This window comes from Neobacillus sp. B4I6 (genome assembly GCF_050434045.1).
GTDB lineage: Bacteria > Bacillota > Bacilli > Bacillales > Cytobacillaceae > Neobacillus.
This window is the reverse complement of record NZ_JBNPWB010000002.1, coordinates 4,634,744-4,648,196: the sequence shown is the minus strand read 5'-3', so window position 1 is coordinate 4,648,196 and position 13,453 is coordinate 4,634,744. Positions and strand designations below refer to the sequence as shown.

Here is a 13,453-nt window from a genome sequence, read left to right as displayed (position 1 = left end):
CATCCGTACTAAACCGGTTCATTTGTTTTAAAGGATTAACTACATCATTTACTATTTCCTATACCCAGTCCTAAAAAAGGAATTGAGAAACTTATTTACTTTACTTTTTAAGGACTATGCCTAAACTAGTTAACATTTCGGCAAAATGCCTGCTATATAATTCTGGACTAAATTCTTGTTTTACATGTGTAAGTGCTGTCGCACGGATATATTCCCGCAAATATTGATTTGTCATAAGTTCATTAGCCTCTCGAACTGCTTCTTCAATATTCCCAATGGTGTAATACTTGCCAGTTTGGTTATGAATAATGGAGCTTCTGACTCCATCAGAATCTGTGGTTAATATCGGACATTTGCAGCTCATTGCTTCGAGAATCGCGTACGGAGCACCTTCTACTTTAGAGGTCGAACAAAGAAAGCCGCCTGAATCACCAATAATCGAAAAGTAGTCAGCCATTTTTTTATGGGGGATATTTGAATGGATTGTAAGATTGTTTCCAAGATTCAACCCTTGAATTAATTGGTGAAAATCCTCTCTTTCTTTTGCAGTTGATAACGTAGGGTCTTCGAACATGTACAATTGTAAATTAGGATGATAGTGGTTAATAAGTTGATGGCCGATGTGTAGAAATTCTCTCCAATTTTTATTATCTTCAATCCTCCCAGTCCAAGCAATGATGGGTTGATTGCTGACAGGATGGGATTGGTAGCTAAATTGACTTGTATCAAAACAGTTATTAAAGGCGAACTTTGGAAAGGATGGATAAAACTCATTAAATATTTCCACGATATGTGGGGTTTTTGGATTTAACACTCCATTACCATAGCCAGTAACATAAGGTATTGCATTCTGAAGCTCCGACCTTGCAACATGTTTGGGGCCATAACCTTGAATTTCTAAAATTATTTTACCCGTGTACCCTAAGTCCCTAAATCTTTTTATCGCCCGATAATCTGAAATAATAATAATAGCTGTATAGTTTCCTTCATCTATTATTTTTTTTATTTCGTTGTCATCATCTGTAATAAAGGTTGGTGCATCATGATTATTAATTAACTCCCTCTGTTTCCGATAATACAAAAAGTGGCAATTGATGTTTATCATCTTAAGTGCAGAGCATCTTTGACGATTCAATGTTTCTACTCCACCACTAGGAACATAAAAAACAAAAAGTATATTCATATTTTTCCTCCTGATCTTCGAGCATATGGTATGTATATGTTTCAAGTAAGACAAGGTTTTAGACACCTACACATAAATAAAATATATTTTTATCCTTTTCAAACAAATGTCCATGCATTTTTAGCTTCTGCTCATATCATGTTAGAGTATTAAAACTTTTTGAAAGGGGGTGATTTTATCACTAGATTGATAGACGCTAGAACGTCACAAAACGCAAGCTATGCTAATTCCATTTCGGTTCCTATTATACTTGGACAACAAGAACTTTTTGGACGAGTTGTACTTTTAACAAACGGTGCAACCGGGCTGCTTCGTACTCAATTAAATGGAACAGTTACTGTTCAACTACCTCTTCTTCCAGTTGCAACCACTGTTACCGTTACTATTGTAAGAGGATTGGCCCCGACTGATTTAGTCATTTATTCTGCTAGTGAAGCTCTTGAGTTGTCTGTAATAGGACCTCAAGTTATTTCTTTTACGGCTTCTGATTTTAGAGTGCCTATTCCGTTAGATAATCGACTAGCGTATACAGCTTTTGTCAGCGCTAATGTAGTGGGAACTGTACGTGTAGGCCCAGAAAGTTTTAATGCTGCCGTTTATTCGGACCAGCCATTAGGATAATTACGGGTTTTTAGGACATTGAAGCAAAAGCGTAGTAACAAAAATAAATTATATAACTCTGTTCACTATCTAATAGTCTAAAATATTTTAACTTACTTTTCATTAGGGGCATGGTTGATCGAATGGTTGAGCACGCCCCTTTTAGCAGGCAAAATGTGTGTAGCTTTGGTTATGTTTACTTAGTTTTGAGTTTATTACATGTATTTAGGAGGGTAGAAATGGAACCTAAAGTTTCGATTATTATCCCTTTTTATAACTGCTCCTACGTTGATCAGGCCATACAAAGTGCGCTCAATCAAACGTACCCGAATATCGAAATTATTGTTGTTGATGATGGTTCGACGAAATACACGGAAAAACTTCAACCATTTCAAGGGGAATTTTATTATCTTAAGAAGGAAAATGGAGGTACTGCTACAGCCCTAAATCTAGGTATAAGTGTTGCATCTGGGGAATATATCGCATGGTTAAGTTCAGATGATTACTTTCTTCCAGATAAGATTTCTCATCAAATAGCTTTTATTCAACAACACAATGCAAAAGCATGCTTTACAAATTATGATTACGTTGACAAAAATAATAATATTCTAATCTCGTGGACATGCCCGCGCTTTTCAAATGTAAGGGAGGTCTATGAGGCCTTCCTCAGATTGAACCCTGTAAATGGCTGTAGTGTGGTCATAAAGAAAGATATATTTGATCACATTGGCTATTTCAATCCCGACATGCGTTATACACATGATTATGATATGTGGTTTCGGATGTTTTTAAACGGATATCCAATCCACTATTTAGATGAAGTTCTTCTTAAATTCAGATCACATGAAGAGGCTGGAACAAAAAAATATCAACCACAAATAAAAGAAGAAATATCTATCCTTAACAACAAATATCGTCCCCTCCTCAGAGAGTACATCAATGATAATTTATAAGATAAAGCACCATTCTTTGTGTAAATGAGTTACTTTCTATAAAGCGAATAAATACGTAAAAAAGACGAATAGAAAAAGGTGAGAGGTTTGGAAAAATTCTATATTGTTGGAGCCGAACAAAAGAACAAGGTCCTAAAAGACTGGGAACAATACAAAAAAGGGTTAATCTTAAAGGTTTGTCCAGTAAACAACATGGCTGAAAAATGTTTAGAATATATATCTCCCTCAGAAGTTTGCACGGAAGAAAACCCTTCTATCTTATTTTCAGCTGGAACGATTCATAACAATCTCTTATATGTGGGGACGCAAACAGAAATTTTGGTATACTCCCTTCCTGATTTTAAACAAGTCCATTACCTCTCGCTATCTTGCTTTAATGATATTCATCATGTCTGTCCGACTGCAGAAGGGAATTTATTGGTTGTCATTACCGGCTTAGATACGGTTCTTGAAGTATCTTTTACAGGAGAAATTTTAAACGAGTGGAATGTATTAGGAGGAAATACCTGGGAGCGATTCTCTCGTAACATTGATTATCGTAAAGTAGCATCTACAAAACCTCATCAATCACACCCAAATTATGTATTTAAAATGAATGATGATATTTGGGTCACCCGCTGTTTACAAAAGGATGCGATATGCTTAACTAACTCCAGTAAGCGCATCGATATTGGACGGGCGCTGGTACATGATGGCGTTGTCTTCGAGGATTCCCTTTACTTTACCCAGGTTGATGGACATGTCGTTAAAGTTGACCTTCAAAATCATGAAGCCAAACAAACGTATAACTTAAACAATATGACAAATACAAATAATCCACTAGGCTGGTGCAGAGGAATTAAAGTGTTGAATTCTGATAAAGTGGTTGTCGGCTTTACAAGAATACGGCCGGTGAGAAAAACTGCACCTGACGGGAAAGTCTTTTGGGAAGGTGAGTACGGAGTTCTTCCGACCAGAATTGCTTGTTATGATTTAAAAAATGAAAAATTACTATGGGAACAGCAACTTGAGGATTATGATATGAATGCTATTTACTCCATTCACGGCGTCAATGAATGATCAATAATAAAATATACAAACTTATTTTACTGAAAGGGTGGCTAAAATGACAGAACAGCAGCAACCAGCGAATTTATCCGTAAATGATTTTGACCTTTGGAAACATTTAAAGGAAAGTTCGGCATTGGAGCTTACTATTCCTGATCCACAACTAGCAGAAACGATCAAAAAGTTTTATCCCCCAAATGAGGGGTTAATAAAATGAAAGTCTTACTGGCTTCTTACTATCCACTTCCTGCACTTGGCGGGATTTGGAGGTTTGTATCGCAATTAAAAAATCGGCTTGAACAGTTAGGACATACCGTAGATGTACTCAGTCACAACCCTGAAGCCACCAAGTATCGCATCATTGGACGTCAGCCAGAAGTAGAAATCTCCCAGCTTTCTCCTTATATTAATGAAAAATTAACGGAAACTTTCCCTACATTACACTCCAACTATTGGATTTACCATACTGAGTTATATCGTTACAGCCTGGAATTATCATCCTTGTATTACGGACTTGACCAATACGACATTATCCATGCACAGGATGTCATCGCGGCACGTGCCATTAGCAGGGTAAAACCAAGGCATATTCCTTTAGTTACCAGTGCACACGGCAACCTCTCAGGGGCAATATTCTACCATTTAAAAACGGGGAACCGCTATTTAACCGATAATCAAATTAAAGACAGGTTTGAGTATGAGTATCATAAAGCTTTAGAATATTCGGGTTACCATTGTAGTGATTATATCCATACTCAATCAAACTGGATGCGTGAAAAAATTATAAATGAATTTTCCGTTTCAGCTGACAAGCTGTTTACTTTTCCATACGGAATGGATATTGAAGGCTATTTTAAACGTTCAGAAGGTGAAACGTCCATTAGCCGTCCACCTAATAAAAAGGTAATCCTTTTTACAGGCCGCCTGGTTTACCTTAAAGGACTACAGCATCTTATTGAGTCGCTTTCTATTTTAAAACTTCACAGAAGTGATTGGGAGTGCTGGATTCTTGGTGAAGGATTGTTACAGAATGAGTTACAGGCACAATGTATTAACATGGGCCTTGAGGGCGATGTCAAGTTTTTAGGAGTATCGGATAATGTCCCGCATTTTCTTAGACAAGCAGATATTTTTGTTCTTCCAGGCCTGCAGGATACTCAGCCGCATTCAGTTATGGAAGCACAGCTTAGCGGTGTTCCGGTAATTGTCAGCGATGCAGCAGGACTGCCTGAAATGGTTATAAACGGTGAAAATGGATTAGTGGCTTCAGCAGGAAACAGCCATCAACTTTACTTGCACATTAATTATCTTCTCGACAATCCCGACATCAGGACACAGTTTGCAAACTCCGCGAAGGAATGGGCAAAGGACAGATGGTCAATCGATAAAATGGTGAACAATTTCGTTGCTTTGTATAAGCACGCGATTTCATCAAGTAACTAATGGTATCCCATAAATTATACAGAGACATTTCTTACAATGGAGTGTTAGTTATTTAACAGGTCCCTTCCAACAGAGAAAGTTTCGATGACAATATTGTTGAAAGAAGGCTGCAGATGAAAATCTTACTCGTGTCTTATTATCCGCTTCCTTATCCAGGGGGGATTTGGACATTTGTATCACGTCTAAAAGATCGTTTAGAGCGTTTAGGGCATACAGTTGATATACTTAGCCATACTCCTGACACGACCAAATACCGCATAATAGGCCAGCAACCAGAAATCTCAATCTCACAATTATCTTCCTATATTAATGAACACCTCACTATAACATTTCCTACATTACATTCAAACTACTGGATTTTTCACACTGAGGTTTACAGGTACAGCTTGGAATTATCTTCGTTGTATTATGGACTTGACCAATATGACATCATTCATGCACAGGATGTAATTGCTGCACGAGCGATTAGTAGAGTTAAGCCCAAAAATACTCCTTTAGTAACCAGTGCCCATGGCTTTCTATCAAGGGAAGTTTTCTATGTTCTAAAGACCTTGTATCCCCATAAAACAGAGGATCAGCTTCTAGACTCGTTTGAGTACCATTACCATAAAACGCTGGAATTTCTAGGGTACCAGTCAAGTGACTTTATCCATACTCAATCAAACTGGATGCGTAATAATGCAATTAACGAATTTTCAGTTTCCCCTGATAAACTGTTTACATTTCCATATGGTATGGATGTGGAAGGATTTTTACAGCCATCTTCAACAAAGGTACCTGCACAAGATAAGAAAGTTATTCTTTTTATGGGACGACTTGTTTATTTAAAAGGTATACACCACCTTATTGATGCCCTTGCGTTGTTAAAGGCGGATAGAAATGATTGGGAGTGCTGGATACTTGGTGAAGGAGATTTAAACGGTGAACTGCAATGCCAATGTCAAAGATTGGGTCTAGAAAATGTAGTCAAGTTCTTAGGCCTAACAGATGACATATCGCATTTTCTTAACAAATCTGATATTTTTGTACTCCCTGGCTTGCAGGATACTCAGCCGCATTCTGTCATGGAAGCACAACTTAGTGGAGTTCCGGTAATCGTCAGCAATGCAGCAGGGCTGCCTGAAATGGTTATAAACGGGGAAAATGGATTAGTGGCAGCGGCAGGAAACAGCCATCAACTATACTTGCACATTAATTATCTTCTCGACAATCCCGACATTAGGACACAGTTTGCAAACCGCGCGAAGGAATGGGCAAAAGATCGATGGTCAATCGATAAAATGGTGAAAAATTTCCTTGCTTTGTATACGCTCGCTATTTCATCAAATGACCATAAATAAACTATGATTGGAGGGCTATACATGAGCCAAATTGCTCCACATGGGGGAACATTGGTACAGTTATTCAATCCAACTTTTGATCATGATTCTATTAAACAAGAAATTGAAATGGATAATATGGCTTTAAGTGATCTAGAACTAATCGGAAGTGGAGCCTACAGTCCGCTAACTGGTTTTTTAAATGAAAAAGATTATAACTCAGTTGTAAACGATATGCGCCTGGCTGATGGTACCGTTTGGAGCATCCCCATTACCCTGCCTGTAAGCAATGAGAAAGCAGAGAAGCTAATTGTAGGTGAATGGGTAAAATTGGTGAAAGATCAGGCTGTATATGGCGCGTTAAAACTGGAACAATTATTTATTCCTGACAAGAAGAAAGAAGCTCAGCAAGTTTATAGGACGAGCGACCCTGCTCATCCAGGTGTTAAAAAACTATTTGAACGACCTACTGTTTATGCGGCTGGTCAAATCCGGCTTGTGAGGAAAACTGAAAAGGGAAAATTCGCTTCTTATCATCTAGATCCTGCAGAAACAAGAAATAAGTTCAAGGAACATGGATGGAATACCATAGTTGGATTTCAAACAAGAAATCCCGTTCACAGAGCACATGAATACATTCAAAAATCAGCGCTCGAAACGGTCGATGGACTTTTTTTAAATCCTCTTGTTGGTGAAACGAAGGCAGATGACATTCCTGCCGATATTCGAATGGAAAGTTATGAAGTTTTATTAGAAAAATATTACCCTCAAAACAGGGTATTTCTGTCAGTGTTTCCAGCTGCAATGCGATACGCTGGTCCTCGTGAAGCGATTTTTCATGCGCTAGTACGCAAGAATTTCGGTTGTACCCATTTTATTGTTGGCCGTGACCATGCAGGGGTGGGAAGATATTACGGAACATATGAAGCCCAAAAAATTTTTAGTAACTTTGAAAATGAAGAGCTCGGTATCACCCCTCTCTTCTTCGAGCATAGCTTTTACTGCAAAAAATGTGAAGGTATGGCTTCTACCAAGACATGTCCACATCCCTCAGAAGATCACGACATACTGTCAGGGACTGCGGTAAGAGAGTTGTTAAGAAATGGTGAATTTCCACCAAGCACATTTAGCCGAAGAGAGGTTATCGAGGTATTGATAAGAGGTTTACAAAAAGGGATTTGACACTTTGAGAGGAGGATGAAATTGAAAAAACTCATAATTTTCGCTTTTATCGGCTTCATAGCGCAGCTTATAGATGGATCTTTAGGAATGGCTTATGGGGTTACTTCAACTTCATTGTTGTTAGCCTTTGGAGTAACCCCAGTAGTTGCATCTTCATCTGTACACTTGGCAGAAGTAGTAACAACTGCAGCCTCTGGCATTTCCCATATAAAATTTGGTAATGTTGATCGCCGGACGGTATTTAAATTGATAATACCAGGTTCTATTGGTGCATTTGCTGGGGCTTGTTTTTTAAGCAACCTGCCAGGGGAAATAATAAAACCATATATCTCTTTGTTTTTATTATTTCTTGGAGGTTATGTCCTTTTCCGCTTTATGTTTAAGTTCAATTATACTGGCGAGGATAGATCAATTTCCCTTTCCCATACACAATCGATTTCCTTAGGGTTGGTTGCCGGGTTTGCAGATGCCACTGGCGGTGGCGGTTGGGGACCAATCACAACTCCAATTCTGTTATCTAGAAATGGGATTTCAGCTAGGAAAGTTATTGGTACTGTGGATACAAGTGAGTTTGCCGTTTCTGTTTCAGCCACTTTAGGCTTTCTCATTTCAATAGGTTGGGATGAAGTTGACTGGTTTTGGGTAGTAACGCTTATGTTAGGAGGAGTCATTGCAGCACCCATTGCTGCATGGCTAGTAAGAAAATTACCTTCGTATTTATTAGGAGTCATTGTCGGAGGGTTTATTATACTGACCAATGTTCATGCTTTAGTTAATGCATTTTCAATAATGAAAGTTTGGATGATTATTATTTACTCTTTAATATTAATTTGTTGGACATCAGCCATTATCTATACAGTGCGAAATAACAAAAGAACTTCATAAATAACTGATCATGGTAAAGTCTAACGCAGAAGACCAGTAGGAAAATACTTTAATAGTCTAATATTTTTGAAAAAAATAAGGCTAACTCAAAAGGTGTTTATAACGCTTTTTTTAGTAGCCTTTATTTCCTATTCATTTATTTATTTATTTAATGTCATCTTGTGAAAAGTTATGTCTCAAAAGTGGTCTTAAGGGAGGGGTTAAAGTTTATAACTTCTAAAATGATAGGAGTTCCTGCAGCAATCTCCGAACCATCTGGAATTGAAATGAGAAGGTTCCCAATACCTTCTTCGCCAGCTGTATAAGCGAAATTATCGTCCATTTGCAAAACACCATTGATATAAACATTAAAATAGCTATTATTTAGATTTAAGGACGGTAATGAATCAACATTATGACCAGAGTCATCTAAAAAACCAGCAGCATCGATTCTCAAAGTGGTTATTTGTGACAAAGGCTCAAGCACTTCATAAAAAAAACGTGTAACTGTGGGGGATATAGCAATTTTAGTATCAGATGTAACGGCAAGCTTAATAATTTTTAGGCCCATTATATTTCCTCCTTATAATATTTCAATACAACATATGTAAAATATATAAAATGAGATATAGATAGACGAGTTGAATTTTATTAAGTTAATACATATGCCCATTTTGCACTTATTCCCTTTGAAATAAAAATAATGGATTATTAAAAAGGGACATCGTTTTTATGAGTCGTTTAAATAAAAAATATATAATATAAAACTAAACTAAGTTAACGGCCTATACCATATTGAGTATCTTCCCATATTGTTATGATATATCAATAGATATAGGAGAGATGTAAATGAAAATACTGCTTGCAACCTATTGGCCTATTCCACATGTAGGAGGAGTATGGAGTTATATGGTTCAACTTAGGAAAAAGCTTGAATCATTGGGTCATGAGGTTGATATGCTTGGTTATGATGAGGATAATATTTCTGTTTACATTGTAAATGAAAACCGAAAAGTAGATAGCGATAAGCTTCTCCCATTATTAAATGCAAAACTAAACGAAAAAACCTACCCCGCAATTTATGCAAATGATTTAGTAAAATATACTGAATTTCACCGATACGTCTATGAGTTAAGCGCTGCCTATTTAGGGCTGGAAAAATATGATGTGATTCATACACATGACGTAATCTCAACTGCCTCCATAGATAGGGTTAGGCCTGAAAAATCCGCTCTGGTTGCTACTCTTCATGGTTCTGTAGCTCATGAAATAAGGTATCAATTGAATACAATTCATAAATCAAATACATCGTATATGGCTAGAGTATATTATGATGAGCTAGAGCGGCTAGGAGCTACATCTGCAGAAGTCACCATTGTTGCAAATGAGTGGCTAAAAAATATATTAACAAATGAATTCCAGGTTCCAAATGAACAAATTAAAGTACTGCATTATGGTTTTGATACTGAGAATTTTATTAAACGGTCGAAGCAAAAATCATCCATAATACGTCCGAAGGACAAAAAAGTAATTATTTATTCGGGCAGGTTGGTAGAACTAAAAGGGGTCGATCATTTAATATCTGCTTTAGGTGAATTAAAAAAAATACGTAAAGACTGGGTATGCTGGATTGTTGGTAACGGCGATAAACAAGCTGAATTAAAAGTACAAAGTAAAAACCTTGGTTTGGAAGATGACATTTTGTTTTTTGGAAAAAGAGATGATATTCCATCCTTGTTAGCAAAATCAGATATCTTTGTTCTGCCTAGTCTCCTAGAAAATCAGCCTTTATCTGTAATAGAAGCCCAAATTGCTGGTAAAGCCATAATTGTTAATGATGTAGGTGGATTGCCAGAAATTGTTGAGGATGGAGTTACAGGGTTGATTACTCCTGCAGGAGATATTAAAATCCTTTGCAAAAAAATGAATTTGTTGCTTGGAGATGAAAAATATCGAAATAGACTTGGGGCCAACGCCAAAAAATGGGGTATGACTCATTGGTCTTTAGATAAAGGAGTTAAACATTTAATCGAAATTTATAAGAGTGCGATTTCCAAACGTGGGAAGGACGAGAGTAATGGAGCATCTGAACCTATTAATTAATCAATATCTACTCGTTTGTTTCTCCAATTGTAAGATTTGGTTGAAAAAAATCTGGTCAAAGTCTCAAAAAACTTGGTCAAGAACCCAAAAAACGGTGCAATTTAGTCAGCCTTTCGATGATAACTCCAAAATATTTTTAATAAATTCGGATGAATATAATTCTTTGTTTTCTATCCCAGTCTCAAGTCCAAATGTTTTTGTTTCCAGCCTAGAATGGGAAAAAATTATCGATTCGGTTCCCCAAGAATTAGTTTTCCCTAATCCAGACACATTGAATGCCTTTAAAAAATTTAAAGGCGATGTTTATCATTCCCTTTTTCACACAATGGTACCTTCTCCTAAAGTATTTGTAGATCCTCAAATATGGGAATCTATTGTAAATACTACTCCTGATAACTATATACTGCCAAATCCTTTTATTGAGAGAACCTATAAATCCATGGAAGCCGATTCCTATTCTTCGATGTTTTCAACACCTATAAAATCACCTGAAATATTCGTGGATTCAGAGGTTTGGAAAACCATTAAACATTCTGTGCCTGAAAAATATTTACTTCCCAACCCATTTGCGGAGATGACGTTCAAACCAATGAACAGTGATTTGTATCATTTATTATTTTCCACAAATACTCCTACACCAAATATATTTGTGGATTCTAAAGTTTGGGAACCAATTAAGGGAGTCTTGACTGAAGATTTTAAGTTACCTAATCCAAAGACCCTACAAATCTTTGAGCCCATGAAAGCCGACCAATATAATTCTTTGTTTGAATCAAAAGTATTCAATCCAGAAGTCGTAGTTGATCATCAGGTCCTTCAGCAAATTAAAGATACCGTACCTGATGATTATCGACTTCCTAACCCATTAATTATGGAGATAACAAGTAGAAAATTTATTAGAAAACATATTAATCAAAACACGAAAAAATTTAATCCTTAAAAAGGTCCGTTATCACTATAAAGTGATAACGGTCTTATATTTTTTATATTAAATTTATTGAATACAGCGTATTAGCCCTATCATTTATTTTATTTTTGCATTTAATAACACAGGTAAATATTTAATATTTTATTAATGTAAGGAGCTGATTACTTTTTATGAGATTAGAAGATTTAAAAGGAACTTACGATGCGATATATAGTTTGGGGGATTTGTGCCTTGCAGCCCTTCAACTAAGACAAAACAATTTAAGACCTTTCGCGGGACCATTGGACTGGATGTCATCCCCTTCATTGTCTAGCGTTAGTAGTCTATTGAAAAATCGATTCATTGGTTATATGGACCTGCCAAATTTAATACCTTCAGGCTATGCTACTGGTGTAGACAGCTCCGAACCCCATTTTGTTGTAACTGATATGGCCTATCAGATCGTTTCAAGTCATGATTTTAAAGCAAACAAAAACACATTTACAAATTTAGCCACTTACCCTGAGGTAAGAGCCAAATTTGACCGAAGAATTCAGAGATTCTTAGATATACTTTCCAACGGAAAACGTATCCTGTTTATTAGAACAGAAGGAACCTTTGAAGAATTGCTGGAACTTGAGTCAGTGTTATCGAAATTGGTGAAAAATGAATTCCATATTCTTCTTGTAAACCATACGAATACCAAAGACCTTATTGAAAAAGACTGGCCTGTGAAAAATGTATGTGCCATAGAGCTTCCTAATGAAGAAAAATGGCATGGCAATGACCATTACTGGGAAGCCATTTTTAAAGGTATTAATATTAAAGCTTAATTAATAGGAGGATTTATAGATGTTTAAAGACGCAGTCATTTTAGTAACTGGGGGGACAGGTTCCTGGGGGAAGGAGCTTACACTCCAATTATTAACCTATAATCCAAAAGAAATAATCATTTTTTCCCGTAACGAAGATAGTCAAGTTAAGATGAGAAGAGAAATTGAAGACTCAAGGTTAAGTTTTCGGATAGGGGATATACGGGATAGGGATGCTTTATTCCAGGCTTGTAAAGGTGTCGATTATGTTTTCCACCTTGCGGCCTTGAAGCATGTTCCAGTTTGTGAAGAATTCCCTAAGGAAGCACTTAAAACAAACGTTACTGGCACTCAAAATGTGATTGATGCAGCTATATTTAATGAAGTAAAAAAGGTGATTAATGTATCAACTGACAAAGCGGCAGATCCAGCAAATTTCTATGGTTTTACAAAAGCAATAAGTGAAAAATTAATTATACATGCAAATCTATTTAGTACAAAAACGAAGTTTGTTTGTGTAAGAGGTGGTAACGTTCTCGGAACAAACGGAAGTGTTCTCCATTTATTTATCGATCAAATAAAAATTAAAAATGAAATTACCATTACGGATAAACGGATGACACGATTCTTTTTAACTAAAGAAGATGCAATCAAGCTTTTATTAAAGGCCGCTACTGATGGTAAGGGCGGGGAGATCTTTGTCATAAATATGCCAGCATGCAGAATAATTGATTTAGCCGAAGTTTTAATTGAGCATTTTGGAAAAGAAGTCAATATTATTGAAACTGGTTCAAGACCAGGAGAGAAACTGCATGAAGTACTTGTATCAGACCATGAAATAGAGGATACAGTTGTTTATAGCCAAGAATATTTGGTTGTTCTTCCTGAGGTAAACATTTCAGAAGTAAGGGAACTGTACTCAAACTGTCAACCAATAAATATGTCATCTTATAGTTCGAATGATGATTTAATGAACCATGAGGAAATAAAAAAATTGTTGATTAAATCAAAATTTTTACAGTAATTTTATCATATGGAGG

The 13,453-nt window shown here is 36.5% G+C and carries 14 protein-coding genes; 12 read left to right on the top strand and 2 right to left on the bottom strand.

Annotated elements, in window-relative coordinates; genetic code table 11:
* Positions 1-100: 100 nt before the first annotated feature.
* Positions 101-1,183 (bottom strand): glycosyltransferase family 4 protein, encoded by a 1,083-nt coding sequence (locus QF028_RS25225; RefSeq protein WP_429469986.1) that lies wholly within the window; start codon positions 1,181-1,183, stop codon positions 101-103.
* Positions 1,184-1,360: 177 nt separating this feature from the next.
* On the opposite strand from QF028_RS25225, the gene QF028_RS25220 reads away from it, so the two are divergent.
* The 8 genes from QF028_RS25220 (at position 1,361) to QF028_RS25185 (ending at position 8,612) form a co-directional block, all read left to right on the top strand.
* On the top strand, positions 1,361-1,804 hold the full coding sequence (locus QF028_RS25220; RefSeq protein ID WP_429472533.1) for a hypothetical protein: 444 nt from the start codon (positions 1,361-1,363) through the stop codon (positions 1,802-1,804).
* A gap of 218 nt (positions 1,805-2,022) precedes the next feature.
* A complete protein-coding gene (locus QF028_RS25215) occupies positions 2,023-2,736 on the top strand; it encodes a glycosyltransferase (protein ID WP_429469984.1) in 714 nt (237 codons plus the stop codon).
* A gap of 87 nt (positions 2,737-2,823) precedes the next feature.
* Positions 2,824-3,795: a hypothetical protein gene (locus tag QF028_RS25210; RefSeq protein WP_429469982.1), complete on the top strand. Its 972-nt coding sequence runs from the start codon at positions 2,824-2,826 to the stop codon at positions 3,793-3,795.
* 46 nt (positions 3,796-3,841) lie between these two features.
* On the top strand, positions 3,842-4,000 hold the full coding sequence (locus QF028_RS25205; RefSeq protein ID WP_429469980.1) for a hypothetical protein: 159 nt from the start codon (positions 3,842-3,844) through the stop codon (positions 3,998-4,000).
* Positions 3,997-5,226 carry a glycosyltransferase family 4 protein gene (locus tag QF028_RS25200; RefSeq protein ID WP_429469978.1) on the top strand — a complete coding sequence of 410 codons (1,230 nt, stop codon included), beginning with the start codon at positions 3,997-3,999 and terminating at the stop codon, positions 5,224-5,226. The genes QF028_RS25205 and QF028_RS25200 overlap by 4 nt, the downstream gene beginning before the upstream one ends.
* A gap of 113 nt (positions 5,227-5,339) precedes the next feature.
* Positions 5,340-6,566: a glycosyltransferase family 4 protein gene (locus tag QF028_RS25195; protein WP_429469976.1), complete on the top strand. Its 1,227-nt coding sequence runs from the start codon at positions 5,340-5,342 to the stop codon at positions 6,564-6,566.
* 21 nt (positions 6,567-6,587) lie between these two features.
* The gene (sat, locus tag QF028_RS25190; RefSeq protein WP_429469974.1) at positions 6,588-7,727 is read left to right on the top strand and encodes a sulfate adenylyltransferase; all 1,140 of its coding nucleotides are present in this window, start codon (positions 6,588-6,590) and stop codon (positions 7,725-7,727) included.
* 21 nt (positions 7,728-7,748) lie between these two features.
* Complete coding sequence (locus QF028_RS25185; protein WP_429469972.1) at positions 7,749-8,612, top strand: sulfite exporter TauE/SafE family protein; 864 nt, start codon at positions 7,749-7,751, stop codon at positions 8,610-8,612.
* Between the two features lie 169 nt (positions 8,613-8,781).
* Here QF028_RS25185 and QF028_RS25180 read toward each other — a convergent pair whose 3' ends face one another.
* Positions 8,782-9,162 carry a DUF4183 domain-containing protein gene (locus QF028_RS25180; protein ID WP_214997847.1) on the bottom strand — a complete coding sequence of 127 codons (381 nt, stop codon included), beginning with the start codon at positions 9,160-9,162 and terminating at the stop codon, positions 8,782-8,784.
* Positions 9,163-9,440: 278 nt separating this feature from the next.
* Between QF028_RS25180 and QF028_RS25175 the strand changes: the two genes are divergently transcribed.
* The 4 genes from QF028_RS25175 to QF028_RS25160 all read left to right on the top strand — a co-directional run bounded on the left by QF028_RS25175 (position 9,441) and on the right by QF028_RS25160 (position 13,437).
* The gene (locus QF028_RS25175) at positions 9,441-10,694 is read left to right on the top strand and encodes a glycosyltransferase family 4 protein (protein ID WP_429469969.1); all 1,254 of its coding nucleotides are present in this window, start codon (positions 9,441-9,443) and stop codon (positions 10,692-10,694) included.
* Between the two features lie 40 nt (positions 10,695-10,734).
* Positions 10,735-11,634, top strand: coding sequence for a hypothetical protein (locus QF028_RS25170; RefSeq protein WP_429469967.1), 900 nt, complete (start codon positions 10,735-10,737; stop codon positions 11,632-11,634).
* A 158-nt stretch (positions 11,635-11,792) separates the two neighbouring features.
* Positions 11,793-12,434: a DUF1796 family putative cysteine peptidase gene (locus QF028_RS25165; RefSeq protein ID WP_214997844.1), complete on the top strand. Its 642-nt coding sequence runs from the start codon at positions 11,793-11,795 to the stop codon at positions 12,432-12,434.
* 19 nt (positions 12,435-12,453) lie between these two features.
* On the top strand, positions 12,454-13,437 hold the full coding sequence (locus tag QF028_RS25160; RefSeq protein ID WP_429469965.1) for a polysaccharide biosynthesis protein: 984 nt from the start codon (positions 12,454-12,456) through the stop codon (positions 13,435-13,437).
* The last annotated feature ends 16 nt before the right edge of the window (positions 13,438-13,453 follow it).

Coding starts and splice junctions, on each gene's coding strand:
- QF028_RS25205 (WP_429469980.1), top strand. CDS start 3,842: ATGACAGAACAGCAGCAACCAGCGAATTTATCCGTAAATGATTTTGAC.
- QF028_RS25165 (WP_214997844.1), top strand. CDS start 11,793: ATGAGATTAGAAGATTTAAAAGGAACTTACGATGCGATATATAGTTTG.
- QF028_RS25195 (WP_429469976.1), top strand. CDS start 5,340: ATGAAAATCTTACTCGTGTCTTATTATCCGCTTCCTTATCCAGGGGGG.
- QF028_RS25215 (WP_429469984.1), top strand. CDS start 2,023: ATGGAACCTAAAGTTTCGATTATTATCCCTTTTTATAACTGCTCCTAC.
- sat (WP_429469974.1), top strand. CDS start 6,588: ATGAGCCAAATTGCTCCACATGGGGGAACATTGGTACAGTTATTCAAT.
- QF028_RS25225 (WP_429469986.1), bottom strand. CDS start 1,183: ATGAATATACTTTTTGTTTTTTATGTTCCTAGTGGTGGAGTAGAAACA.
- QF028_RS25180 (WP_214997847.1), bottom strand. CDS start 9,162: ATGGGCCTAAAAATTATTAAGCTTGCCGTTACATCTGATACTAAAATT.
- QF028_RS25175 (WP_429469969.1), top strand. CDS start 9,441: ATGAAAATACTGCTTGCAACCTATTGGCCTATTCCACATGTAGGAGGA.
- QF028_RS25160 (WP_429469965.1), top strand. CDS start 12,454: ATGTTTAAAGACGCAGTCATTTTAGTAACTGGGGGGACAGGTTCCTGG.
- QF028_RS25200 (WP_429469978.1), top strand. CDS start 3,997: ATGAAAGTCTTACTGGCTTCTTACTATCCACTTCCTGCACTTGGCGGG.